General features: G+C 58.2%; 25 protein-coding genes and 4 pseudogenes. 15 read left to right on the forward strand and 14 right to left on the reverse strand.

Annotated elements, in window-relative coordinates; all coding sequences use genetic code 11:
- Positions 1 to 372: 372 nt before the first annotated feature.
- From ACIPSK_RS06690 to tnpC (ACIPSK_RS06710), 5 genes and pseudogenes are all read left to right on the forward strand, one after another.
- Positions 373 to 759: a transposase gene (locus tag ACIPSK_RS06690; protein ID WP_162115684.1), complete on the forward strand. Its 387-nt coding sequence runs from the start codon at positions 373 to 375 to the stop codon at positions 757 to 759.
- On the forward strand, positions 756 to 1,109 hold the full coding sequence (tnpB, locus tag ACIPSK_RS06695; protein WP_162115685.1) for an IS66 family insertion sequence element accessory protein TnpB: 354 nt from the start codon (positions 756 to 758) through the stop codon (positions 1,107 to 1,109). Before ACIPSK_RS06690 ends, tnpB begins: the two co-directional genes overlap by 4 nt.
- Before the next feature lie 68 nt (positions 1,110 to 1,177).
- Positions 1,178 to 2,077, forward strand: a pseudogene (gene tnpC, locus ACIPSK_RS06700) (IS66 family transposase); the annotation flags it as partial.
- 62 nt (positions 2,078 to 2,139) lie between these two features.
- A protein-coding gene (locus ACIPSK_RS06705) for an IS3 family transposase (RefSeq protein ID WP_085991530.1) occupies positions 2,140 to 3,329 on the forward strand; the annotation gives its coding sequence in 2 pieces (ribosomal slippage) (positions 2,140 to 2,392 and positions 2,392 to 3,329; 1,191 coding nt in all).
- A gap of 20 nt (positions 3,330 to 3,349) precedes the next feature.
- Positions 3,350 to 4,015: pseudogene (gene tnpC, locus ACIPSK_RS06710) on the forward strand (IS66 family transposase); the annotation flags it as partial.
- 7 nt (positions 4,016 to 4,022) lie between these two features.
- Here tnpC (ACIPSK_RS06710) and ACIPSK_RS06715 read toward each other — a convergent pair.
- A complete protein-coding gene (locus ACIPSK_RS06715) occupies positions 4,023 to 4,388 on the reverse strand; it encodes a hypothetical protein (protein ID WP_162115686.1) in 366 nt (121 codons plus the stop codon).
- A gap of 1,128 nt (positions 4,389 to 5,516) precedes the next feature.
- Here ACIPSK_RS06715 and ACIPSK_RS06720 point away from each other — a divergent pair.
- Positions 5,517 to 5,735, forward strand: coding sequence for a hypothetical protein (locus tag ACIPSK_RS06720; protein ID WP_170276266.1), 219 nt, complete (start codon positions 5,517 to 5,519; stop codon positions 5,733 to 5,735).
- Between the two features lie 364 nt (positions 5,736 to 6,099).
- Here the strand turns inward: ACIPSK_RS06720 and ACIPSK_RS06725 are convergent, their stop codons facing one another.
- On the reverse strand, positions 6,100 to 6,294 hold the full coding sequence (locus tag ACIPSK_RS06725) for a hypothetical protein (RefSeq protein ID WP_246730849.1): 195 nt from the start codon (positions 6,292 to 6,294) through the stop codon (positions 6,100 to 6,102).
- Between the two features lie 439 nt (positions 6,295 to 6,733).
- Between ACIPSK_RS06725 and ACIPSK_RS06730 the strand changes: the two are divergent.
- Both ACIPSK_RS06730 and ACIPSK_RS06735 read left to right on the forward strand, forming a co-directional pair.
- Positions 6,734 to 6,959: pseudogene (locus ACIPSK_RS06730) on the forward strand (hypothetical protein).
- Positions 6,952 to 7,113, forward strand: a pseudogene (locus tag ACIPSK_RS06735) (type II toxin-antitoxin system HipA family toxin); the annotation flags it as partial. The pseudogenes ACIPSK_RS06730 and ACIPSK_RS06735, both read left to right, overlap by 8 nt.
- Before the next feature lie 188 nt (positions 7,114 to 7,301).
- Here the strand turns inward: ACIPSK_RS06735 and ACIPSK_RS06740 are convergent.
- The 5 genes from ACIPSK_RS06740 to ACIPSK_RS06760 form a co-directional block, all read right to left on the reverse strand.
- Complete coding sequence (locus ACIPSK_RS06740) at positions 7,302 to 8,372, reverse strand: lipocalin-like domain-containing protein (RefSeq protein ID WP_446532707.1); 1,071 nt, start codon at positions 8,370 to 8,372, stop codon at positions 7,302 to 7,304.
- Positions 8,362 to 10,764 carry an FtsX-like permease family protein gene (locus tag ACIPSK_RS06745; protein ID WP_446532708.1) on the reverse strand — a complete coding sequence of 801 codons (2,403 nt, stop codon included), beginning with the start codon at positions 10,762 to 10,764 and terminating at the stop codon, positions 8,362 to 8,364. The genes ACIPSK_RS06740 and ACIPSK_RS06745 overlap by 11 nt, the downstream gene beginning before the upstream one ends.
- Positions 10,761 to 11,420, reverse strand: a complete 660-nt coding sequence (locus ACIPSK_RS06750; RefSeq protein ID WP_446532709.1) for an ABC transporter ATP-binding protein — start codon at positions 11,418 to 11,420, stop codon at positions 10,761 to 10,763. The genes ACIPSK_RS06745 and ACIPSK_RS06750 overlap by 4 nt, the downstream gene beginning before the upstream one ends.
- A gap of 372 nt (positions 11,421 to 11,792) precedes the next feature.
- Positions 11,793 to 13,682 carry a molecular chaperone HtpG gene (htpG, locus tag ACIPSK_RS06755; protein WP_446532710.1) on the reverse strand — a complete coding sequence of 630 codons (1,890 nt, stop codon included), beginning with the start codon at positions 13,680 to 13,682 and terminating at the stop codon, positions 11,793 to 11,795.
- Positions 13,683 to 13,718: 36 nt separating this feature from the next.
- Complete coding sequence (locus tag ACIPSK_RS06760; RefSeq protein ID WP_446532711.1) at positions 13,719 to 14,015, reverse strand: hypothetical protein; 297 nt, start codon at positions 14,013 to 14,015, stop codon at positions 13,719 to 13,721.
- Between the two features lie 138 nt (positions 14,016 to 14,153).
- On the opposite strand from ACIPSK_RS06760, the gene ACIPSK_RS06765 reads away from it, so the two are divergent.
- Positions 14,154 to 14,321, forward strand: coding sequence for a hypothetical protein (locus ACIPSK_RS06765; protein ID WP_260109535.1), 168 nt, complete (start codon positions 14,154 to 14,156; stop codon positions 14,319 to 14,321).
- Between the two features lie 271 nt (positions 14,322 to 14,592).
- On the opposite strand, the gene lov is transcribed toward ACIPSK_RS06765, so the two are convergent.
- Positions 14,593 to 15,630, reverse strand: coding sequence for a blue-light-activated histidine kinase (gene lov / locus ACIPSK_RS06770; RefSeq protein WP_162115693.1), 1,038 nt, complete (start codon positions 15,628 to 15,630; stop codon positions 14,593 to 14,595).
- Positions 15,631 to 15,837: 207 nt separating this feature from the next.
- On the opposite strand from lov, the gene ACIPSK_RS06775 reads away from it, so the two are divergent.
- Positions 15,838 to 16,863, forward strand: coding sequence for a sensor histidine kinase (locus ACIPSK_RS06775; protein WP_170262967.1), 1,026 nt, complete (start codon positions 15,838 to 15,840; stop codon positions 16,861 to 16,863).
- Positions 16,864 to 16,917: 54 nt separating this feature from the next.
- Here the strand turns inward: ACIPSK_RS06775 and ACIPSK_RS06780 are convergent, their stop codons facing one another.
- Entirely contained in the window at positions 16,918 to 17,331 is a 414-nt protein-coding gene (locus ACIPSK_RS06780) for a gamma-glutamylcyclotransferase family protein (protein WP_446532712.1), read from the reverse strand.
- 414 nt (positions 17,332 to 17,745) lie between these two features.
- Positions 17,746 to 18,915, reverse strand: a complete 1,170-nt coding sequence (locus tag ACIPSK_RS06785; protein ID WP_260109537.1) for a zinc-dependent alcohol dehydrogenase — start codon at positions 18,913 to 18,915, stop codon at positions 17,746 to 17,748.
- Positions 18,916 to 19,118: 203 nt separating this feature from the next.
- On the opposite strand from ACIPSK_RS06785, the gene ACIPSK_RS06790 reads away from it, so the two are divergent.
- The 4 genes from ACIPSK_RS06790 (at position 19,119) to ACIPSK_RS06805 (ending at position 21,310) form a co-directional block, all read left to right on the forward strand.
- Entirely contained in the window at positions 19,119 to 19,895 is a 777-nt protein-coding gene (locus tag ACIPSK_RS06790; RefSeq protein WP_020486207.1) for a cytochrome c oxidase assembly protein, read from the forward strand.
- Positions 19,896 to 20,085: 190 nt separating this feature from the next.
- Positions 20,086 to 20,613 carry a DUF4142 domain-containing protein gene (locus tag ACIPSK_RS06795; RefSeq protein ID WP_017967272.1) on the forward strand — a complete coding sequence of 176 codons (528 nt, stop codon included), beginning with the start codon at positions 20,086 to 20,088 and terminating at the stop codon, positions 20,611 to 20,613.
- 114 nt (positions 20,614 to 20,727) lie between these two features.
- Positions 20,728 to 20,988 (forward strand): hypothetical protein, encoded by a 261-nt coding sequence (locus ACIPSK_RS06800; RefSeq protein ID WP_026154469.1) that lies wholly within the window; start codon positions 20,728 to 20,730, stop codon positions 20,986 to 20,988.
- Between the two features lie 67 nt (positions 20,989 to 21,055).
- Complete coding sequence (locus tag ACIPSK_RS06805; protein ID WP_446532713.1) at positions 21,056 to 21,310, forward strand: hypothetical protein; 255 nt, start codon at positions 21,056 to 21,058, stop codon at positions 21,308 to 21,310.
- Between the two features lie 23 nt (positions 21,311 to 21,333).
- Here ACIPSK_RS06805 and ACIPSK_RS06810 read toward each other — a convergent pair whose 3' ends face one another.
- Positions 21,334 to 22,062, reverse strand: a complete 729-nt coding sequence (locus tag ACIPSK_RS06810; RefSeq protein WP_162115696.1) for a Crp/Fnr family transcriptional regulator — start codon at positions 22,060 to 22,062, stop codon at positions 21,334 to 21,336.
- A gap of 826 nt (positions 22,063 to 22,888) precedes the next feature.
- On the opposite strand from ACIPSK_RS06810, the gene ACIPSK_RS06815 reads away from it, so the two are divergent.
- A complete protein-coding gene (locus ACIPSK_RS06815) occupies positions 22,889 to 23,629 on the forward strand; it encodes a Crp/Fnr family transcriptional regulator (RefSeq protein ID WP_170276259.1) in 741 nt (246 codons plus the stop codon).
- On the opposite strand, the gene ACIPSK_RS06820 is transcribed toward ACIPSK_RS06815, so the two are convergent.
- From ACIPSK_RS06820 to ACIPSK_RS06830, 3 genes are all read right to left on the reverse strand, one after another.
- A complete protein-coding gene (locus ACIPSK_RS06820; RefSeq protein WP_017967265.1) occupies positions 23,613 to 23,864 on the reverse strand; it encodes a DUF6894 family protein in 252 nt (83 codons plus the stop codon). The genes ACIPSK_RS06815 and ACIPSK_RS06820 overlap by 17 nt on opposite strands.
- 121 nt (positions 23,865 to 23,985) lie before the next feature.
- Positions 23,986 to 24,294: a hypothetical protein gene (locus ACIPSK_RS06825; protein ID WP_446532714.1), complete on the reverse strand. Its 309-nt coding sequence runs from the start codon at positions 24,292 to 24,294 to the stop codon at positions 23,986 to 23,988.
- Positions 24,291 to 24,590: a hypothetical protein gene (locus ACIPSK_RS06830; protein WP_446532715.1), complete on the reverse strand. Its 300-nt coding sequence runs from the start codon at positions 24,588 to 24,590 to the stop codon at positions 24,291 to 24,293. Before ACIPSK_RS06830 ends, ACIPSK_RS06825 begins: the two co-directional genes overlap by 4 nt.
- Between the last annotated feature and the right edge of the window lie 157 nt (positions 24,591 to 24,747).

The following is a 24,747-nucleotide window of genomic DNA, read 5'->3' on the forward strand; positions in this document are numbered from 1 at the left end:
TGGCTGAAGCTCTCGCAGAAAGTAGGTCTCTGCGAAGTGTTTAGGCCTTAGGCAGAGCCCCTCGTCGCCATCACCAGACGACGAGGTGCAGCGGAGCTGGATTCACCTCTACGATGCCGCGATCGGGCCGATGGCACTGGCGAAAAGCAACGGTCGCATCGACCACCGTGCGAAATCGCGCAACCGGAAACTGGACGGGGTTGGAGAGCATCAACATGTCTGCACCAGCTAAAGGTGCCAGGCGCCAAGCTTGCTGCTCCTCAATTCTGCACGCAAGAGGCGGTCGGGCGTAACCGGTGCTCCACTCCCACGTTGTCCTCGCCGCCGTGATCTGTGATCGCCTATCCATGGACAAGCAACGGGAGTTTCTCCATGGAGAGTACACTGGAGGTTCTCACGACCAGGAAGTCTGGACGTGAGGTGCATCGGCATTGGCCGGACGACGTCAAGGCGCAGATCGTGTCGGAGAGCCTTCGGCCAGGCGCGTTGGTGAACGAAGTCGCGGAGCGACATGGCCTGAAGCCGAACCACCTGTCGACTTGGCGGACAATGGCGCGACAGGGCAAGTTGGTCCTGCCTGCACCCGATGATGCGGTGGAGTTCGCATCGGTGATCGTCGATCCGCCCATATCGGAGCCGTTTATCAAGAAGGGCAGTCGGCCCGAGATCATTGTTGGTTCCGTCATTATCCGTCTGGAAGAGGGCGCGTCTGTCGACCGGATTGCTGCTGTCGCGTGTGCCTGCGCGGTCCCGGCATGATCGTTCCATCGAACCGGGTTCGGATCATGGTGGCGACCAAACCGGTCGATTTCCGGAAAGGCCACGATGGGTTGGCGGCGCTGGTCAAGAACGAGCTGCACAAGGACCCCTTTACGGGGACGGTCTTCGTGTTCCGGTCCCGGAAAGCAGATCGATTGAAGCTGATATACTGGGATGGTAGCGGCCTGGTGATGGCATACAAGCGCCTGGAGGAACACACCTTTACCTGGCCGAGCGTCAAGGATGGCCTGATGACACTGGGCCATGCACAGTTCGAGGCGCTGTTTGCAGGTCTCGACTGGCGTCGGGTCCGTTCCGTGGAAGCGAGAGCGCCCGACGCCATCGAATAGATGCGGCACGATGACTCGGGCGATAAATTCCAACGGCGAAGCGGCGTTGGTTTTGATAGACTTTCACCATGCTGGACGCCGCCAATCTTCCCAACGACATTACTGCCCTGAAGGCGATGCTGATCGCGGCGCAAGCCCGTGAGGTTCGTAAGGATGAGCGGATTGAACGACTGGAGAAGCTGGTTGCCGCCCTCAAGCAAGCTGCCTTCGGCCGCAAGTCCGAGAATGCCGACCCAGAGCAATTCGATCTTGCGTTGGAAGACCTGGAAACGGCGATGGCGGCCGTCCATGCCGAAGATGAAGCCGATAGCCCTTCGGGGAAGCCACAGCCCAAACTCCGTGCAGCAAATCGCGGCGCTCTTCCCGCTCATCTTCCTCGCGTGGAAGAGATCATAGAGCCCGAAAGCCTGATCTGCTCTTGCGGCGGAGGCTTGCATTGCATCGGCGAAGATGTATCCGAGCGGCTGGATGTCGTCCCGGCGCAGTTCCGTGTCATCGTCACTCGTCGCCCCAAATACGCCTGTCGCGCGTGCACCGACGGGGTTGCCCAGGCTCCCGCGCCCGCACGACTGATCCAGGGTGGCCTGCCGACAGAAGCGACTATCGCTCATGTGCTGGTGTCAAAATACGCCGATCACCTACCGCTCTATCGGCAGGCGCAGATCATGAGCCGAGAGGGTATCGATCTCGACCGTTCCACGCTCGCCGATTGGGTCGGCCGGGCAGCGTTCGAACTGCGCCCGGTCTTCGACGCTCTGATGGCCGACCTGAAGCGGTCGACGAAGCTGTTCATGGACGAGACCCGTGCGCCGGTTCTCGATCGAGGCTCTCGCAAAACCAAAACTGGATACTTCTGGGCGCTGGCCCGTGATGACCGACCATGGGGCGGAGGCGCGCCTCCAGGTGTCGCCTTCTCCTATGCCCCCGGTCGCGGCGGACTACATGCCGAGCGGATATTGCAAGGGTTTGACCTGCCCCTGAGAATTTCCTCCAGAATGGATTAGAGTCCGGCCCATTAAAGGACGGACGACTGAAGAAGCAGAGATTTACGGAAGAGCAGATTATCGGTGTGCTGAAGGAGCAGGAGGCAGGCGCAAAGGCCGCTGATCTTTGCCGCAAGCACGGGATTTCAGAGGCGACCTTTTACAATTGGAAGGCCAAATACGGCGGCATGGAAGTCTCCGAGGCGAAGCGGCTGAAGGCGCTTGAGGACGAGAATGCGAGGCTAAAGAAGCTGCTGGCCGAACAGATGCTTGATGCGGCCGCACTCCGCGAGCTTCTTGCAAAAAAATGGTAGGGCCTGCCGCCCAGCGTGACGCTGTCACGCATCTGAAGGCCGTCATGGGTCTTTCGGAGCGGCGGGCCTGCCAGATCATCTCTGCCGACCGCAAGACGATCCGTTACCGGTCAAGCCGACCGCCGGAGGTTGAGCTGCGAGCAAAGCTGCGCGACCTCGCCAATGAGCGGCGTCGCTTCGGCTATCGTCGGCTGTTCGTCCTGCTTCGGCGGGACGGAGAGCCGTCCGGGGTCAATCGCATCTACCGGCTCTATCGCGAGGAAGGTCTTTCCGTTCGCAAGCGGAAAGCCAGGCGGCGTGCGGTCGGCACACGTGCGCCGATCCTGGTTGAAGCGAAGGCCAATGCTCGCTGGTCGCTGGACTTCGTGCATGATCAGTTTGCCTGCGGTAGACGCTTCCGGGTGCTCAACATTGTCGATGATGTGACGCGCGAATGCCTGGCGGCAATTCCCGACACGTCGATCTCCGGTCGCCGTGTTGCTCGGGAACTGACGACGCTGATCGAACGACGCGGCAAGCCTGATATGATCGTCTCCGACAACGGCACCGAATTCACCTCGAATGCCATTCTTGCCTGGTCGAAGGATCACAAGGTCGAATGGCACTATATTGCGCCGGGGAAGCCAACGCAGAACGGCTATGTCGAGAGTTTCAACGGTCGGATGCGCGACGAGTTGCTCAACGAGAGCCTCTTCTTCGGCCTCGATCATGCCCGCAGCGCCATTGCTGAATGGGCGGACGATTACAACCATTTCCGGCCGCACTCATCGCTCGGATACAAAACCCCGGCAGACTATGCCGGGACCATCGCCGCAACCGGCTCCAACGCTGCGCAAGATGAAAGCTTCGCGTTTCCGCCGGTTGCTCACACCGCGCCATTTGGCGTATTCAAAACTGCCGGGGCTCTAACCGCCGCTGGATGAAAGTTCAGTGGCAGGTCAGGTTCACGGGCGTCCTGCAAGTGGACGGCTATGCCGGATATAACCGGTTGATCGCACCGGATCGTGCCGGGCCTGGCATCCGGCTAGCCTATTGTTGGGCACATGCGCGGCGTAAGCTGGTCGAGATCACCCGTGCTGGTGCAGCACCGATTGCCGAGGAAGGCGTGAGGCGGGTTGGTGAACTCTATCGCATCGAAGCCGAACTGCGTGGTCTTTCCCCAGAAGCTCGGTTGGCCGGAAGGCAAGCACGGTCAGCGCCTTTTATCGCGGACATGCGGACCTGGCTCGCGCATCATCGCGCCCGCGTCGCGGGCAAGTCGCCACTCGGCGAAGCACTTGCCTATATCGCCAAATACTGGGACGGCCTCTGCATCTTCCTGGGTGACGGTCGGATCGAGATCGACAACAACACCGTCGAGCGAACTATCCGGCCGATTGCACTTAATCGCAAGAACGCGCTCTTTGCAGGCCACGATGCTGGGGCTGAGAATTGGGCGACCATCGCCTCACTCATCGAAACGTGCAAACTCAATGCTATCGATCCGTTCTCCTATCTGACCGACACGCTCACTGCCATCGTCAACGGCCACAAGCAGAGCCGGATCGGCGAGCTGATGCCGTGGAATTACTCGGGCGAACAGACGGCTAAAGTCTGCTGTCCGCCCTAAGCGGACCTCACTTGAAATCGGGAAAGACTACCCGCTTGTCGTCAGGCGTCTCCGCCCATGCTCGATAGGCCTCGTATTTCACAGCACCGGACGCGATTCCCTTGATCATGCGACGGCACACCTCGGCAATAGCCTTCGCTGCGGGCATTCCGCTATCCCGTTCGACCTCTGCCCGTGCTCGGTCGGTCATAGCCGCCAACCCGTTCTCAGCACATCCCTGGATAATTCGCGAATGGGTCGACGGCTGTTCACGAATGACAGAAGCGTAGTATTCGAAAGTTTCTCTGTTCCATGCACCGCCATCAGCCCGGACCAAAGACGGGATCGCGAGGGTAGCAACGAGAGAGGCAATCAATTGAATTCGGTTCGGCATGGCACTCCGCCTAAGGTTGCGCCGCTGAGAAAAGCAGTTTCTGACTGTGAGCGCAACCTTTCACGCGGGGCCGCAATGACTGCCATTGGCGCATTCCCATAAGTGTCGCAGCGGTAGCTTTCTGGTCTGCCGCGCTTAGTCAATGTGCGGGGAAAACACCGATTACGGTCGGGCTTAATGCATGCTCACGGAAATCGCTGAAGGAGTGAGATTTCCGAAGTCGTCTAGAAGACGGACAAGCCCAGCGGAGTAGCAAAAAAGATCGAACTGGGTTCCAGTAACGTATAGGATGAAGGCAGATCTCCAGGCGTGCAAAGCTTGTCCCCAGGGACACCCCATCGTGGTGCGTGGCATGACGGAAAACATCATCAAATGAGCCTCCAAGTCCGTAGACGGCCGTGATGCAATATCTGGCGGCCTGTGGAGCGGAGAGCCTGGAGCCCACGGCCAAGCTTCCCCCGATGCTCTAGGAAAAAGCGTCAATGGAATCAGCTCGATTTGGATGCGGTGGAGGTCGTGTATCATGGTGTCAATCCTTCGAAAGAACGCTAGGGAGCGAAGAGGCAAACGGTCCGACCCGTCGGCTCGCCGGACACCTACCCCTGGCGAACTGTGCTCAAGTCTGTTCTTGATGCAGGCATCGCGAGGCGATGAACTCCTTTGCGACCTTGATGACATTGCCGCGCGGGAGGAAGTACGACGACGACCGTAACAGGGCGCAGTTCGACCTGCTATTGATCTTGAGGAAGGGTCGGGTAGCGAAGAGGGAGGGGATGCCTTATACAGGGGTTTAGGAGACGCCCGTCGGGGGCTACGGTCAGAAATCAGATAGACTACCACCCGCTCCTTCCCGATGAGATGCCCTCGTCGAGAAATGTATAGACGCTTCATGCTCGAAACGCGCGGCCGAGCCGAGCATAATCTCTAGCAGCCCGCCTGGTGCTGCCTCCGTATAAGTTGCGCATACACAAGTATGATGGCGGACCTACGCGGTTTGTTTTAGCTTTTTCTCATGAGTGCAGGTTTCCCTAGGCTGGTCATGTTCGCACCGGGCGTCGGCAGCCATTCACTAGACATTGGAACCTTGGCCAATTTTCAGGTTCCAAAACCGTTAAGAAGGGACGCAGAATGCCGACGGTATCTCCGACTCCTATCACGCCTGCGGACGAGCACGTTGTTACCGCCCGAGAAGCGCTTGAGCCCCTCTACGAGAGACTTGAGCTTCACACCGACGCCACCCTGCTGTCGGCGGCGATGGAAGCTGGATGGCCGGCCGACGAGGCAACGAAGGCGCTGGCTGCCCTTAGATTGCAAGACGCCCTCAATATTCTTCGCCGAGGGAATTGAGGTCCAAGCACATCGATGCATGTCCAACGGCCGAAAGAAATGGCAGGCTTCGCAAAATTCTAAAGGAATTAACCCGACCAGGGACTATCCGGAATTGGATAATAGATGCCACCGCAACCGAAAGCGAAAGTTACGGCTTTCGGATGTGGATGGGGTCCTCAGGAAGTGGGCCGGGAATCCTAGGTCTACTGTGCTCGTTCACGCCAGCGCCAATTTTGATGATCAATCAAATGGCGGCTGCATTCTCCACACCGAATCAGTTTTCCAGCATCCAAATTGAACGCCGTGGTCGAAAGGAGGTCGAGATTAAGGTTTTCGGTCTGTTAAAGTGCCGCAAGAGCACGCCGGTCATCGACCATTGCTTCTAACACCGTTCGGCGAGACACCAGAGGCTCTCTTGGTTGCCACGATTTAATAGATCGACCAAGTTATCGGCCTCCTCGGCGGTGAGCATGTCCATGACAAACCCATCGATGATAACCGCCTGTCCCATGACTTTGTCCAACACAGTCCAGTAAATATTGAGGTTCTTGCAACGGCTATATCTTTGAGCTGGCATTGTGAACGGCTTCCATGTGGTAACGACTTTCGTCAATTGTGAGCGGACTATCAGACATGACTGCCCGGCTGCACATCTGCGAGGCTGGTGACGGTAGTCGGCAGCTCGGCAGAGGAAGAGGCACCGCATTCACCGGTGGTAAAGGAACCGTTGCACCACAAAGGGTTCGGCGGCTCGTTGCCTTTAAGCAGGCGCTCACAGTAGAGCATTTTTGTACCCGCTAATGAAGAGATGCGTTGGAATCAGGCATGCTATCTATTCGTATAGCCTTCCAAAAGCTTGCATCGTCTCCGTTGACGGCGAGCGACACTTGGTGCCGCGGCCTGCGCCTCGTTCGCTGGTAGGTCTGGATGACCAAATCGAAGTGGCCTGCTGAGAGCCAGGAGTCTCGCACATTCGGACTTCGGCTCGGCACGACGAAGGGATCTGATCGTAGCCCGTGAACTTCCTCTGGAGTAAAAGGTGGCAAACGCCAACACCTCATAATCCTCCGGCCGCCGTGCTTCGCGCGCTACGCAAACTGGGCGCAGACGTACACGACGCTCGCCGGCGTCGCCGCCTGCCTATGGCTGTCGCCGACATTAGTAATGACAGCTGGTCAGTCGCTCGCCGGCGCGCAGTTCCGTAAACACGCCCACCCGAAGCGATCGTCGCGTGATGGCTGATTTCGAAGTTCATCTCGACTTACACGGCCGCACACGTCCAATCGGGCTGGCGCGGAGTAATCGCGTGCGTGGTGCCGAGACGATCATGTTCGAGTATGACCGAGCCTGGCGTGAGGACACTGACCGCTCCTCGCTTGAGCCCGCGCTACCGCTTCAGGACCTTCGTCAACGCTCGGCCGCGTGATCCATTCGGGCGGATCGACCCCTGAAACACTAATCAACACATCACCGGACGCTTCCTGAATAGGCGAGACTCCGATTGATCCTGCAGGAATTTACCGAAGGGCTGGCGAGCTTGCACCCTTCAACGAAGGAGCTGTTGCCCGTTGTCAAAGGTAACAGCTAGTACCCGGTCATCTCAAGATATCCGACGCCTGACGTAGAGCCCGTGACGTTAATCGGCCCCTCCCAATAGGGCGTTGAGGTCGCCATCCAAGACTGGTCGTTCAACGGTTTGGTCGTGATATCGAGCGACTTACCCGGCAACAGTATACGCCACTCTACCGGCATTTGGCGGCCATCGACGGTTGCGTTCCGAATTGGCTCCAGTTGGATGTCGTCTTTCGACAGAGGTGTCGTTCGTCCATCCGCGGATATCCAGTTCGCGGAGATGAACCCGTTCTTGTCGTCACGAAGCCGAAAAGCCATCAACTTCTCGCCGGAGTTCAGATGCAGTGAGAACCAGTCCCAGCCCGTCTGATTGGACGCGAGTGGTTGCGATGACCACTCCCGGTCCAGCCACGCTTTGCCGGTGACCTTAACCAGCGATCCGGACGTCGTGATCGTCCCCGCCACTTCATAGAAGGGCTGTGAGTAATAGTAGCTCGCCTGTCCGTTCGCCGACTTCACGGAAAAGCCGTTGTCTCCCTGAAGAACGAGCGGGCCGTCGGCCTTGATGTCTAGGGTGTAGCTGAAGTCCGGCCCGCCCGCAGAGACTGAAACGTTGCCAAGGACGTCCAAGCTGGTTCGCTCGCTACCCTCCATCCGCCACTCGTCTATCCAAGCCCGAAATGGTGTTGCGGCCACACCCGCCTGCCCGACGCCTCCCCGCGCCAAGCGCTCCGCAACATACTGATGGCCTTGTGTGGTGATCGCCGCGTGCCCGATCCAGACCTGCGGATCCGCGAAACCTACCCTGTCTCCCGGAGCCAGCGCAGAGCGAAACAGCGTCCACTGCGCTCCGTATTGCCTGCCATTCTCATCTTCGAGATTGGCGGTCACATACCACCACTCAATGCGATAATCAGGATGAGCACCATGATCGGCGGGGAAAGAAAGAATAGAGCCCCGCTCGGGGATCGCAAAACCTTGCGCATCCGACCCCAATCCGGCAAAGCCCTGCGCAAATGTCTGACCGTTCGCCCAGATCACAGCCGCAGCTATCAGGACAGATGCCGACAATCTACCGTTCATTGGCGAAAATCCTCAGCAGGTCCGCAGGATTTACCGAGGCCAGACGTCGAACCGGCACCAGCACCGATGCCAATGCAGCAATAAGAGCGATTGTTCCCAGCCAAAACCAGTCCATTGGAAACACCATCATTGGCAATCGCCAACCAAAAGCCTCTACGTTCACGATCGCAAGCAGAACCCACGCCAGGGCAAGACCGACCGGGATCGCAGCCATAAATGTCGCCAGCCAAAGAGCAAGTGTCCGGGCAACTTCGTAGAGCGCCAGATCCCGTCGCCGGACACCCATTGCCCACACCGGCGCGAGCTGCGGAAGCCGAATAGCAGACAGCGTCAGGAGACTTGAGAACATGGCAAATCCTGCCACAGCAAGGGTGAGGACATTCAACGCGCCCGTCACCTTGAACGTCTGGTCGAAAATCGCTCTCGATTGTCGCTTGAGCGAAGCCTGATCAACGATGGTGGTATCCGACAGACCAAACTCCTCGACCAACTGGCGCTTGAGATCCTGCGCTCGCTCGGGAGCCACTCGGACCCCGTAGCGAAGTTTCGGGACATCGGGGTAATGATCGACCAGCGTTTTGATCCCGATTATCACTTGCCCATTCGGATTTCCATAGTCTGAGTACACACCGGCCACGATAACGCTCCAACCTCCAGGCATGACCAACGGCTGGCCGATCTTACTTGCGCCGCGACGCCACATCTGTTCGTTGATGAGAGCACCCTGCCCGGCGGCGACCTTATCCCAAACGTCATTGTCGGAAGCAATCAAGGGCCAGTGCTCTCGGTAAGTTGGATCGTCCGCGACACCAAAGATCTGGATCTGTTCGCCAAGCACCTCGCCGTCCACGCTCCAGATGGGCAAGACCGCGCTCGAGCGTTTGGTAAGCCAGGCCCGGAGCCGCACAGCTTGCTCCTCATCCTTGGCAGTCAGGTAAAGCTCGGCGGCCAGGCGTTGATCCAGCCATCCGGTGAAAGTCAGCCGGAAGCTCGATACCATCGTGCCGACGCCGATGTTTGCCGACAACGCCAGCAGCAGAGCCATCAAAGCCAGCGACAAGCCGGGAAGCTGTATGCGGGTGTCGGCCCAGAACCATCCCATGAGGGCACTTCGTGCCAACTGCTGCGCTCTGGTCAAGATGACCGCAAGAAGTCCAGGTAGCACCAGAGCTGTTCCAAGCAGCAGGCAGCCAAGTGTCGCAAAACCCGCCAGCAGCCCGGACGCAGTAGTCGCCAGGATAGCAGCCAAGATCAGCAGAAATCCACCTATTCCCGCTTGAAAGGCAAGCGATCTGGCCGACTCTCTTGCCCACGCTCGCGGCTGTGCGGCAGCCAAAATCGGCAGTTTCCAAACCCGCCACAGGCTCTGAGCTGACGAGACAGCGGTTCCTCCGAGAGTAATCGCCAGTCCAGCCAACCACCACTCCGGCCGAATGGATAGCGAGCCCGATACATTGGCGCCGTAAAGGCCCCTGAGGGTCGCGGCGACGCCCGGCATGAGGAGCCATGCTATGACGTAGCCGAGTATGACGCCGATCAAGCCCGACATCAGCGCCAGCAGCGAAAGCTCGATCAGGAGCATCGTGGTCAACGCTTGAAGCGAGACACCAAGTGATCTGAGTGTCCGAAAAGTCCCTCGACGCTGTTCGAAGCTCAGGCCCGTGGCCGAATACACGATGAAGAGCCCGACGATGAACGAAAGGAAGCCGAAGGCAGTCAAGTTGAGGTGGAAGCTGTCTGTGAGGCGAGCGACGTCTGATTGTTCAGATGGTTCGCGGATCGTCAATCCCGCCTGGTCGATTGCTTCGGCGGAAATCTTTTGATTGCCTGCGACCACCAGGCGGTCGATTTTTCCATGCTTATCGAGCAATCGATCGGCGACCGCTATATCGACGAAGGCGGCGCCGTCGGGAACGTTGCCATCGATTTTGATGCTCATGTTTGTGGCACCACGAAGCCGCTCGGCAGTGGCGCTCGACACGAGCAACTGTCCGCTGGTTGAAAAGAAGGCGGATAGAGCTGAACCGCTGGCGATCGTCGCATTCGGGGAGTCCCTTGGCATCGTCAGAGGCTCGATGCCGACCAAACGGATCCTTATGCTTCCGAAGCGGTAGCTGCCCTCAATCACGGGCGAAACATTGAGGCCCGCTCGACGCAGGCCGCCATAGGCCTCAGTCGCTATGCCATCACCGTCCTTGGCGACGATCTGCCGGAGGTTGCCTTGCTCCAGAACCGATGCCGCCCGGGCATAGCTCGCTCTCGCCTCGGCGTTGATAGCTTGAACGCCGGACCAGAGAGCTGTCGCCAGCGCAATCCCCAAGACCAGCGTCAGCAGCTGGAGAGGTCTCCGACGCCAGTGTGACAGCAAGGCTGCGAATGCAACGAAGGTCATTCGGCAATCTTCCCACCGCGAAGGACGACCTTTCGGTCCAAACGCGCTGAAAGCCTCGTGGAGTGAGTGACGAGAAGCAGAGCCGATCCGGCCGTCCGAGCCAGATTGAGCATCAGATCGAGGACGGCATCGCCCGTTTGCTCATCCAGGTTGCCCGTTGGCTCGTCAGCAAGGATGAGAGGTGGTCGGGCAGCCAAGGTTCGCCCGATTGCAACGCGCTGCTGTTGGCCTCCGGAAAGCTGCTCGGGATACCGAGCGGTGTATTCGCGCAGTCCCAGTTTCTCGATCAACTGCGCTTCCCAAGCCTGATCGTACCGGTTCGCGAGCTTGGCGTGGAACGAAATGTTGGCTGCGACGCTCAGGGATGGGATGAGATTAAACTGCTGGAAAACAAGACCAACGCTTGTTCTCCGGTATCGAGCCCGTTCGTTCTCTCCAAATAGCGCCAGGTCGTTGCCGTTCATCACGACCGAGCCGCTGTCTGCGCGGTCGAGCCCGCCTGCCAGATGCAGCAATGTGCTTTTGCCACTGCCGGACTCTCCGGTGAGCGCGACGCTTTCGCCAGCAGCGACTTCCAAGTCGATGCCCTTCAGGATTTCGATGAGGCCCTCGGCCGTGGAATACGCTTTTTGAACACCTGAAAGGATGAGGATCATCTCGGTCTCTTAAGCACGGGTTTGCACAATGCAGAGACCCTCGACCTAAGAACTTTCGAGAGGGATCGCAAGCTCTTGAAGGCCGCGAGCGCTGGCTGCACCCGTTCTGCCGATGTATCGGTTATTCCGACAATCTCGGCGTCTGGGTGCTGGTTCGCCTCCCGCAGCAAATCTCCATGTTCATGTCATCGAAATTTATCCTGCAACGCGCCATTTTTTATCCCGCAGCGCCCCCAAGCCTAGTCAGAAAAAGCTCCAGTTGGTGTGGCTCTAACGCAACCTTATGCTTCTCGGCCGGGTAAGCGCCGCTTGCGACATCCGCCGCATATTCGCGAAAGGCTGGATCAGACCAACCCCACCCTCTGCTTGTTGCTACGATTGCACCGACCTCTGAAAGACCCGTGCAAGCCGCTCGGCAAATCGGCGTGGATCCGCTGGCCGATCTCCATCTAGAATACGGGCCTGGTCGAGCAATAAGAACGCGGCGTCCTCCTGGTACGAAGCATCACCCTCCACGCTCGCAATCGCTTTGATCAAAGGGTGCAGCAAATTGATCTCCAGGATCGGCTTGGACGCATCTTGAAGGCGACCGGCGTTTCGCAGGATTTTTTCCATCTGCCTGTCATAGCCGTCTTCGGGTGCTACGAGGCAGACGGCACTCTCCGTCAGACGGTCCGAAGCCCGGACATCGGCAATTTGGTCGGCAAGTTTTTGCTTGGCGAATGCAAGGAAGGTCGCCGTGCTGTTGTCTTCCGCTTCCTGCGTTGTCTGACCGTCAAGCTTCGCAAACTGTGCGAGATCCGCAGCACCCTGCGTGATGGACTTGAACGCCTTGCCTTCATAGTCTGGAGCATTCATCGTCCAGAAGCTGTCGATTGAGTCCGACAAAAGCAGCACTTCGATGCCGCGCGCCCGGAACCCTTCAAGCTGTGGTGATGCCTTAAGCTGATCAAGGCTGCCGCCCGCCAGATAATAGACCGCGTTCTGGCCTTCCTTGGCATCTTTGACGTAGTCGGCAAGTGAACGGTAGCCTTCGTTCGATGCGGACGTCCGAAACTGAGCAAGCGCCAAGAGTTGAGCGCGTCGTTCGAAATCTTCGTAAATGCCTTCCTTGAGGACGGCACCGAAGTTCTCCCAGAACTTGAGGAAGGCGTCGGCGTCACTTTCAGCGACTTTTTCTATCGCGGTGATGATCCTGCTGGTGATGCCCTTGCGGATCGCCGCCAGGATAGGGCTTTCCTGGATCATCTCACGAGAAACGTTGAGCGGCAGATCGGCGGTATCGACCAACCCACGAACGAAGCGCAGGTATCTCGGCAGCAGATCCGCATCATCGGTGATGAACACCCGCTTGACGTACAGCTTCATCCTTCCTTTGCGTTCGGGATCGAACATATCGAAAGGCTGTGTTCCGGGTATGAACGCCAAAGCCGTATATTCCTGCCGGCCTTCAGCACGGAAATGGACGGTCAGCGCCGGTTCATCGTACTGCCCGGAGACGCCACGATAAAAGTCCGTATACTCTTCCTTGCTGACATCGCTCTTCGACTTCGTCCATAGTGCGGTGCCGTCCGTTATCTGGACTGGCTCTTTGCCCGGTTTCTCAACAAGGCGGATCGCAACTGGCACGTGGCCGGATTGTTCCTTGACGATACGCTCGATGGTCCAGCGGGACGTATATTGCTTAGCGTCCTCCATCAGATGCAAGACGATACGTGTTCCACGCGATGGAGCTTCAGTGAGGCTGGCTGCCGAGCTCACGCTGTAACTTCCCTTGCCGTCCGACGTCCATGTCCAGGCTTCCTGCGTTCCGGCTCGACGCGAGATCACATCGACACGCTCCGCCACCATGAAACAGGAATAGAAGCCGACGCCGAACTGCCCGATCAGTTGAGCACCTTCTGCGGCTTTGCTCGCTTCGATTCGCTCCATAAACGCCCGGGTCCCCGATCTCGCGATCGTTCCCAGCGCCTCGACCATTTCGTCGCGGCCCATGCCGATGCCATTGTCCTCGACGATAAGCTGCCGGTTCTCTTCGTCCAGCGTTAGCGTGATCCGGTTTTCGGCATCAGCACCGAGGAGTGACGGTGTCTCGATCGCCTCATATCGAAGTTTCTCGCAGGCATCGGCTGCATTCGAAATCAGCTCACGCAGAAACACATTCCTATCCGAATAGACGGAGTGGACCATCATGTGCAGAAGGCGGGCAACGTCGGCCTCAAAGACATGGCTTTCGGCGGTCTGTTCTGCAGTCTTTGTCATGTGCTCGGGTTCTCCAGGAAAGCGAATTAGCGCCGATCAAATGGCGAAACAGGTTTGAAAAATCAAGGTGGGAACAGCCCTGATCGTGATGGACTCACGAGCCGCCCAATCCTCGCAGCGTCTCTTTGAGAACCCCGAACAATGAGGAGCGGAGCCATTGCGGCACTGGGTCAGGACCATGAACGGGAATGCCATCGCCTGGGCCGTCATTGGCGAGAGGCCGCCTGCGGTGGTGACGGCATGGTTCGCCATTTTCCTCGCGTGTGTGGCGAGGGATCGCGCCGTGGCTGGCGCGACCTCGTTCGGGTTTTCTATAGCGACATGCTTGGCCATGAGCGCTCGAGCAAGCCCCGATGGTGATATCCTGCATGGTGTTCAGAGTTGCGATCAGCCCGCACGGCTCAGCGCTTGTACAGGCCGCGAAGGCGCACGGACAGGTATTCGCAGGCTGCCGGCTACGTCCACGGAGCGATGCTGCGCGCCTATATCGGTGCGACGGTCAAGCGTGCGCTGCATGGTGAGGAAATGCGGCTCCATCTCGACGCCTGGCTTGACGATGAAGCGCAGAAGGCGTTCCGGCGCCAGATAGCCCAAATGGATGGCAAATATAGCGAAGAGGTGAGATCCATTGCCCTGTGACCATCCTGTGGGGGCGCTGAAGACGAGTTTATACCGCTGAAGGACGGCGAGGAATTCGCGCGGCGCATCCCAGGCGCGTTATTCACAGTCATCCCCGACGCCAAGCATCTCGTTCAGGAGGATGCGCCGAGGCGATTGTTGCCGCGGTGCTAGATGACTGGCGTCAATAGGAGGTAGCGCTTTCCTCGGTCCGCCTTCGGGCAGCGGGACATTGGAGCGTTCGATCCCGATGGCGGGTTCTTGATATCGCTTTCCATTTGACAAAGCGCCGTCACACGGAGGTCGAGCCTGCCGATGGGATCTCAATGTCGATAAGCAGCCCTTCATCCGACCAGATTTTCTGAAGACGTCCTTTAAGCTGCTTTTCAACCATTGCGCCGACGATCACCGTGCCAAAACCTCGTTTGGCTGATCTAGGCGGAGTGTCGATGCCCACCTCCTGCCACCGGATGTTAAAGCCTGCCCCGGACGGTCTTGGCTTCCAACTGATTGAAAGCTTACCTTGCGTAGCGGCAAGCGCACCGTGGTGGGCTGCGTTGACAGCGAGTTCATGGAGCACGAGCGCAAGGGGCTGGACGACCGGCGCAGCCATTTTGATATCCGGTCCGCTAAAAAAAGCGCGGGTGGCCGCAAACGGCGACACCTGCTGGCGAATGAGTTCCTCAAGAGAAACGCTTGTCCATCTTCGTGCAGCAAGCAAGGTATGGGCACGGGCGAGCGCCTGCACGCGGTGTTGAATAGCGGCGGCGTAAAGGGCCGGGTCATCGGCATTGCTCAGACGGACAATGCTGTCAACGATTGCCAGGACATTCTTGGACCGGTGGTCGACTTCCATCAGCAGGCGGTGCTCGGAGGCCTCCAGTGCCTCGATCCGCCGATATTCCGTCATATCGATCTGAGATCCAAAGAAATACAGTATCCTTCCGTCATCCCCATGGATGGGACTTAGATGCAAGCGGTTCCAGAACTGCTCCCCGCTCTTCTTATAATTGAGGATCTCTACGCTGACCTCACGCTCGCCGGCGATGGCGGCACGAATTTCGGCGACGGCGATCGGAGACGTCGCAGGGCCCTGCAGGAAACGACAGTTGCGGCCTAACACTTCATGGGCCTCATAACTTGTCAGTGCGAGGAATGCCTTGTTTGCAAGCACGATCGGCTGATCGGATTTACGCGCGTCGGTGACGACCATCGGCATCCTGGTGCGTTCAAACGCGATCGCTGCCAGCTCTTTCCGATCGGCGGAGGCTGCTTTTGAAGATGCGGAAGGCAAATCCCCATGCAGTTTTTCTCTCGAATGGCCTGTCATGCTTTCACGCTCACTAAGACGTCGGCTGATAACGCGGCTCGCGTATCTTTGTTTCCGAGAAGGTCGCTCGTTTGAGTGCGTGATTTACTCATCCGACACCTGCCCGGCGAAGAGCCACATCCGCATCTTGGCCAACACGACGGCCTCCGCTATAGAATCGGGATGTGGTCGATCGGCCTTGCAGCTCCGGAGGATCAGGCGCAACATATGATCATGAAACTCTTTTCCAATTCCAGCCGGTCACGGGAGCGCTTTCTCGAAGCCATCCTGCAAAGCGCGATCGAGTATGCGATCATCTCCACGGACTTGGATGGGCTGATAACCACATGGAACGAGGGCGCGCGCCGGATTCTCGGATGGGATGAGCCCGAGATTATCGGCCAGCCCGCGGCCATGATCTTCACCGAGGAAGACCGGCAGGCCGGGATTCTCCAGCGGGAAATGGCTGCCGCTTTAACGGAAGGTCATGGCAATGATGAGCGCTGGCACGTTCGCAAGGACGGCTCATCGTTCTGGGCATCCGGGCAGATGATGGCGTTGACGTCGGACAACGGGGAAGTCGAGGGCTTCGTAAAGATTCTGAGAGATCGCACCGAGCAGCGAGAGAATGAGGAGCGACAGCGCGTCCTGATGCACGAACTCTCTCACCGCATGAAGAATACGCTGGCCGTCGTTCAGGCTATCACCAGCCAGTCCTTCCGAAACGCCAGCTCTATGGAGGATGCGGAGCAGTCGATCGCGGCACGCATCAATGCTTATTCGAAGGCGCACGACATTTTGCTTCAGCAAAACTGGCTGGGCACGACCATGGCGACGATCGTCGAGGCGACCGCGATCAATCTTGGGCTTGAGGCGTCACGACGTTTCGAAGCACGCGGTCCTGCGGTTGAACTGGGGCCTCAGGCGGCTCTTGCATTTTCCCTCGTGCTGCACGAACTTGTCACCAATGCCAACAAGTACGGCGCGCTGTCGGTCGATACCGGGACGATTGAAATCGAGTGGTCCGTGCGCGGCGCGGCGGGCGAAAAGCGCCTGGACTTCAGGTGGCAAGAAGCCGGGGGCCCGGCGGTGGTGGCGCCGAACAACAAGGGGTTTGGTACGCGCCTCGTCAACTCCAGCCTGGCGGCCTTCGGAGAGGTCGCTCTTGATTACCCGCCGACAGGGTTCATCCTGAAGCTCGATGCGTCGCTCCAGAAGCTGCAATATAAGACCTATTCCGACGCCGAGGAATAAGTGGAATGCTGAGCGGGCATTGGGGAAACCACACGGCGCCAGGCTGCAGGCGTCTCAGTCTCTCCGATCGAATGGGATAAACCGACTGTCCTCATAGACTCGCAAATAATTCGAGTGAACAGGCTCGGCGAGCCGACGCGATTTCATGTACGCCAGTGCTGAACATATTGGCCCGCCGGCGACTGGTTCCACGTCTAGCACTACGCGCAGGTTGCCGGGTATGCCGATCGATTCCAGCCGATCCAACCTTGCTATCGTATCCTCGCCAGGCTCGTAAAGTTCACCGACGACGCGATAGCCAATGCCCGGTTCATTGAACATCATCGGAGCGAACCATGGGCCGGCAATCAGCATCGGATAACATTCCCGCGTCCGGAAAATTCCAAGAAACCTGGCGCGGAAAAGTCCCTGCTCATGAAGAGGAAAGCCTTTTTTTAAAGTTCCAAAAACGAACAGGTTCCGTGTCATCCGGGCCAGCCCCATGCGTGATCGGCTAATCCCCCAAAAGTTTTGGAGCGATCGTGATCGCCTGCGTTTCCATCAGGCCGACGAGGATCACGCTCAGTCACGCTTCATCACGGGTGGCGCCGTCGCCAGGTTGTCTGCTGCGTCTGTTTCGGGCAATCCTTCTACCCTTTCATTGTCCGGCCGGGCGCGGCGCGTCGCCGATCTCCCCGAAGGACGGCCGGCTCGCGCTTTAACGCGCTTGCCGACAACTGCACCGGGGTCTTCACCTCCACCTTCGGACCGGATCGGCTCGAGCTCCATCTCCGGTGGGCGCAGCTTATTCCGGTCTTCGATAGGGTCGTTTGATTTCTTCTGCATGATCGATCGGGCCTTTCTTCAATGCCGGCGGTAATCCCAGGACGTCCGCGGCTTTCCCTACGGCTTGAGAACGACCTTTATGCAGCCGTCCTTCTTGTCGCGGAAAGTCTTGTAGAGATCAGGACCTTCTGCGAGGGTCGCACGATGCGTGATAATGAACGACGGATCGATTTCGCCCTTTTGGATGCGTTCCATGAGTAGTGGCAGGTAGTGCTGCACCGGCGTCTGCGCCATTCGGAACGTCAGGCCGCGATTGATCGCCGAACCCATCGGGATCTTATCGAGGAACCCGCCATAGACGCCAACGATCGACACCGTGCCGAAGTTGCGGCAGCAATGGATTGCCTGGCGAAGAACGTGGGGGCGATCGGTTCCCATGAACGTAGCGACCTTGATGCGGTCAAGCCTTGAGTCCCAGCTCGCCGACGGATCGGCCTCGGTGCCAACCGCGTCGATGCACGCGTCGGCGCCGCGCCCGTTGGTCAGCTCTATGAGCTTGTCGTAGATGTCTTCGTCCATGAAATCGAGAGTGGTTGCTCCCGACGCTTCGGCAAGAGCAAGCCGCTCCGGCACGGTATCGATTGCGATAACGCGTTCGGCGCCGAGGATGAAGGCCGACTTGATCGCCATCTGTCCGACAGGGCCGCAGCCCCAGATCGCAATCGTGTCCCCCGGTTGGATATTGCAGAAGTCAGCCGCCATGTAGCCCGTCGGAAAGATGTCGGAGAGAAAGAGCACCTGCTCATCTGTCAGTCCGTCCGGCACCTTTATCGGTCCGACGTCCGCATAAGGCACGCGCAGGAACTCCGCCTGACCTCCACTGAAGCCGCCAAGAAGATGCGTGTAGCCGAACAGGCCCGCGGGTGAATTCCCCCACATCTTCTTGACCTTCGACGGATCGGGGTTGCTGCGTTCACATCCGGAATAAAAGCCGCGCTGGCAGAAGAAGCATTCGCCGCAGGAGATGGTGAAAGGCACCACGACACGGTCACCGACCTTGAGCTTTTTATTGTCATTGCCGACTTCGACGACCTCGCCCATGGTCTCGTGGCCCATGATGTCGCCGCTATGCATATCCGGCATCACACCGTTGAACAGATGGAGATCCGACCCGCAGATCGCGCAGGCTGTCACCCTGATGATAGCGTCGCGCCCTTCCTCGATTTGAGGATCGGGAACGCTCTCGCATCGGATGTCATGTTTGCCATGCCAGGTAAGTGCTTTCATGTCTTCGCCTGCCTTTCGATCGGAAGCGCATAACCAACGCGCCGCCTTGCCCATTCGGCCTTCATCCCTCGGTCTGAAAATTCAAGACAGCCAAGCCGTGATCCGCGGGAGTTGTTCCATCAGAAAGCGAGACGGACCCGTTTGGCGGGAACAAATCCGCGTTAGGCTTGTTTAGCGGCCGAATCGACAATGGCGGGCATGAAATGACCTTCAATCTTGATCCGTATTGCGGCAGCGCGCCGGCACCTCAGTTGCTGATGTCGGATTGGAATTTCGATCCCTATCTGCTGCTTGCGATAGGCATTGCGACTGCGTTGACTTGGTTGCCGGCGCGTCGGGACAAGCGCGTCGGGCAGTGGCTTACCGCCATCGCTCTTTTCACCGTCGCCTTCGTTTCCCCGCTTTGTGCGCTCAGTTCAGCGTTGTTCTCGGCAAGGGCAGTTCATCATATCGTGTTGATCTCGCTCGTTGCGCCGCTTACGTGGCGCTTTCTCTTCAGCCACGCGATGCTCCTGGATCGAGTGCCGTCGATCTTCATATTCGTCTTTCACACGACGATGCTCTGGCTATGGCATTTGCCCCTGCCCTACGCCTGGGCTCTCTCTGGGAGCATTCCCTATTGGATCATGGAAATCCCGCTTTTCCTGTCGGCGGCGTGGCTGTGGAAGGAAATCCTCGATGCTCGACGGCCTTCAGGCGGCGCACTTGTGGTCTGCGCCGCAACCCTTCTGCAGATGACAGCGCTCGGTGCGTACCTGACCTTTGCATCCCATCCTCTGTTCAGTCCGCACTTCCTGGCGGCGCCGGCCTATGGCCTGTCGCCGCTTGAAGATCAGCAACTCGCAGGTCTGTTGATGTGGATTCCCGCATCACTGCCCTTTGCCGCGGCCTTCCTGTTCAGGATCGCTCAAGCCATCACCCGGCCAGACGGAGGGCTCTCAGCCGGACGGTACCCAGTCGCGGCAAGATTGCCTCGTTAGGCTTCGGCGCATGGCCGGAGCGTTTCGCCGAGGCAGCGCCGCGCCATCGTGGTCTCTTTGTGCAGCCGCCCGACGGCAGGCATGCCGTTTGCGTCTGATAAGGCCAGCGGGCGCCGTGACAATTGCTGAGCGGGCCGGGAACAGTTTGGCGCTTTTGAAGTTCTGATGCCACCAACCAGGAGACCAGACCATGAAGAAAATCATCATCGCCTCCATCGCGGTTTCGCTTGCTGGACCCGTTATGGCCCAATCAGCCGCGGAAAAGACCGGAGTCAACTCGCTGATCGGCGTTGCACCGAAGACGGCGGACTTCGTGAAGGAGGCCGCCACCAGCGACATGTTCGAGATCGAATCCAGCAAGCTGGCACTCGAGCGTGGCGATGCGGCAACCAAGACCTTTGCCCAGCAGATGGTGACGGACCATGAGAAAACGAGCAGCGAGCTCAAGGCGCTGATTTCCGGCGGCAAGGTTAAGGCGCAGCTGCCAGCCGCCATGACCAGCGCCCAGCAGAAAATGCTCGACAAGCTGAAGGGCCTTCAAGGTAGTGATTTCATCAAGCAATATCATTCCGATCAGGAATCCGCGCACGAAGATGCGGTCGACCTCTTCAAGCGCTATGGCGAAGGCGGCGACAATGCGGAGCTGAAAGCTTGGGCGGCAAGCACGAGGCCTGCGCTTGAACACCATCTGCAGATGGCGGAGGAGCTTAACAAATAAGATTGCGCCGAAGCTGCGATGGAGCATTTCCGTGACTTGGAGAGAACGGAAATGCTTCAGGAACCTTTCTTTCCCCTTCAGGGTTAGGCGGCCGGACATTGGGAGCCTATGCTGATGAATTATCTCTGGCTGTTTGCGGTGGCAGGAGGAGCAGCGCTTCTCGGAATTGCCCTTGCTTTCGGAATGATCAAGCAGGACGGGCGACGGTCTGTCTTCGCCATAGCCGGTGCGTTCATCGTTGCGATCGGCGCGCTAGGAGCGGGCGTCTATATTGCCCGGGCGCCGGCGGCTCCGGTGCGCGGCTCGGACAGGGAGCAGTCGCAGCAAAGGCTTCCAGGTGCTGCGACGACCGAGAAGGACCTGCCGGGAAAGTGACGCCCAAACAATTGCCGATCAGTGCTTTCTGGCTAAGGCCCAGAAACGCGCCGTCGGCAGGAGGTGCATGGTGATGAATTTTGCGGCTGTCTCGGAGCGTGAGTTCGCCTTGGCTCTCGAGGCAATGACGGACGACGAGCTTTTCGAACTGATGGCTGATCTGGAGAAGCGGAGTGAAGCATTGAATCGAGCTTCGCCGACCGATGAGATCTTCGCAAAAATCGTTCTGACGGAGAACGCGATCGAAAGGCGGTTTCCCGGCCAGATGCTGTTGCCATACAAGGAATGGAAGGATCAGCCCGACCGGTTGACGCTGCAATAGCGCCCACATCTTATATCAATGAACTACTGAACCGCAGCCAATGAGCGATGGCCGGAATCCGGCCAACTGCGGCCTGATACTCCCGGAACATCGTAGGCGTCAGCTGCGAACGCTTCCAAGGATGTGCGATTGCGAACGATAACAAGCCCCCGGTGAGAATAGATGAAGTGCTCGCCTTCGAGGATGTGCAGCGCTTCGGTGACGCTGGAGCGGCGCACTCCGAGCATGGTCGCCATATATTCATGCGTCAGCTCGATCTCCTCGCCGTCCATACGGTCATGGCACATCAATATCCACTTCGCCAATCGGACGTCGATCTTGTGAACGGCATTGGAAAGCGCAGTGTGGGCGACCTGTGCGAAGAAGCCTTGAAGAAAGCGTGCTAGCAGTTGCCGAACGGCGGGCTGATCAAACAGAAACCCTGCCAGAGCGCGCGCTTCCACGCGACGTCCCGCGCCGCCGACCTGCATCATTACGTCAAACGAAAATGCCTCCGCCTCCATCGTCAGGGCCGGCGGCGATACGCCGTCTCTGCCGACCAGGCCGATCTCGGCTTTCTTGCCTTCGGGCGAAGTTGCCACCATGGAGGCGATGCCGCTTTCCAGGAAATAATAGTGGCTGACCGGCAGCCCTATAGAGGCGAGTTCGAAATCGCGCGGCAAAGCGAGCGGCTCGAGAATTCTCTCGAAAACCAAAAGCTGTGGCGTCGTCAAATGGAGCAGGAAGAGATTTTTGCTTTCGAAAGGAGGCATCGCCTTGCCCTCTTGTGTGGCAAGAGCGGATCGTCTCCCAGCCGTCGGCGCCAAGAATTCTGCCAACGATGATCGAAGTATGGGCCGCAAGAGACCCCATTGCAAGTCGTTTGTCCATCGGCCCCGAATGTGGGCGGGCCATCTATCGCTTTCCGCGTCGCGGTGCTGGTCGTTCCTATCTTTGTACGCAAACGACTTGCAGCGAAATCGCCGTAGGAGGTGCGAATGTAAGCCGGCGCCAGCCGCATACGAGACGGTGGATTTGGCGGACTTCCTGTCGAACCTCTGCCAATGCCTGCAGCAGTCTGCCTCCTAGCACACAGTATCCGTCGAGATGGAGCCATGCGCCGTCGATGCCGATCGCGCAATAGAGATCGCCCTTCTCATCAACGGGTTGGTGACGAACGCCTTCAAACACGCCTACCCTGATGTCCCCCGGCACGGTTATCGTCAGGGCGCATAGTACCGACGACCAAATTCCTTGAAATCGCCGATGGCGGAAAAGGCCTGCCGCCGGAATTTTCCTCTTTTCAAACCGACGTCAAAAGCCTGGGAATGAGGGTGGTACGCGGTCTCGTGCAGCAGTTGAAAGCCAAGATCGAAAATCAACGGCCGAGTGCGCGATTTTTGATCCGCTTGCCTCGCAATCCATAACAATTGTCCCGGGCGATGAATCGGTTCTGGCGCCTCGTAGCGGAATTGTCAAAACCGCACAAAGCCCCTTCCGAATATGGCTATACCAGCCCTTTTGACGCATAAGCTGATCATTACCACGATCGTGACGGCTGCTGGTATGAGTGCGGGCTCTCTCCCGAAGGAGACGTGCATGCCCGCACCCGACCAGCGTAACGTTCGTAACTTGCTGCTGAAGGCTCTGCCCGCTGATGCCTTCGACCTGCTCACTGCGGATGCCGAAACGGTCCACCTGCCGAGCAGGCATGTCCTGGTCGAATCCGATCAGCCGAATGAGCATGTCTGTTTCATCGAGGAGGGTCTGGCGTCGATGGTGGCGACCAGCGCCGAAGACGAAGCTGTCGAAGTCGGGCATGTCGGATACGAGGGCATGGTGGGAGCCCATGTCGTCCTGAAGACCGATACGACGCCCAACCGGACCTTCCTTCAAGTCGCCGGCTCTGGCCTGCTCGTCGCCGTCAAAACCCTCAAGCGGGTGTCGGCCGAATTTCCGGCGGTCAACGATCTGCTTCTCAATTACGTGCATTGTTGCGACATACAGCTGTCCCAATCGGCTCTTGCCAACGGGCGCTACAATATGCATGAGCGGCTCGCTCGCTGGCTGCTGATGTGCCATGATCGTCTGGTCGGAAACGATCTGCCCCTCACTCATGAATTCCTGTCGCTTATGCTTGGCGTACGCCGATCGGGGGTCACCAACGAGCTGCATATTATCGAAGGGATAAAGGCGATCAGGGCCACCCGCGGAAATGTCAGGATCATCGATCGGGCAAAATTGGAAGAAATCGCCGCGGGCAGCTACGGCATACCGGAGCGGGAATATGAACGCCTGATTGGCCTGCCGATCCGGCGATCGGTTACTCGAAAGGTCTGATCGTCTCCGTGAAAGGGACGATCAATAGAACAGCGCCCTCTTCGTTACAAACCTGGATTTCCCTGGCTGAGATATCTTTCCCAGAAAGCACTGCTTGGCTCATCAGCGCTCTGGCGTCGCGTACAGCCTCATGCCTGGCGTCCTCGAGCGTCGCTAGCTCGGTACCTTCGAAGTCGGCGATCGTCCCTGCGCCGGAAACGATGTTGAAATAAAATCGTGGCATCGCCCGCCCCATCGCTGCGGAATCAATGCCATAAATTTCTAGTCAGTTCCTTAGAAATATTTCGCCTGCTGTCTCGGTTCGAAGATAGCGGAGGACGATCAAGAGGGTCCTGCCGACGACTGTTTTAGGCGCCTCAATGGGAAATCCTGCTGCTCTGGCCGCCCTTCAAATCGACCATTGTCGCGCGAAGTTGTAGGAGCTCATCAACGATCCTCTGCCAACACTCGTCGTCGGCTCTGGCGATCGATAGCATCGAAGCGCGGATCGTCTGAAGCAGACGAATGAGCGCCGGGTATCGACCGGCACCGCCGCCTGCAGCGTCGCCATTGCAGATTTCCTGAAGTTCATCAACGATCTGCCCCACGACAATCTGCCGATCGACGGCATCGAGCGCGGCCGGATCCGCGGCGATCGCCTTGAAATAGAGAAGTCTGTCCATCATAGCACACTGGTTAAGCCAATATTGACGGCAGTACGCAGCGTTTCGCAATGCGGTGTTTTCGTCGAGGTCGATACGCTGTCGAAATCCATATGCATATATCGCATCAGGCCACTGAGTTTGCGCTGGTCTCGAATGCCGCACTCGAACCAAGATACAAGTTCCCTCGCGACATGCTGCGCCGCCGGACTGGTAATGCCATATGACTTCTCTTGACACCATCCCTGCAAAACAGCCTGCAACATGGCGATATCACCAGGCTGTAGAGCCGGCTTCGTAATTCCAGAGTGCTGCGTCATTGTGTTCCTCCCAAGCATATGAGGCGATCCTAAAATTCCAAATTTTCGATTTCAACCGCTGGTGCGGAACCGTACAAGTCCGGATCCCTTTCACCTTGCCGTCGACCAGGGAACCAACACGGCACGATCGGGTTCGGCGGATTAAATGAACATGGTA

It is taken from the genome of Rhizobium sp. LARHSG275, from assembly GCF_052871115.1.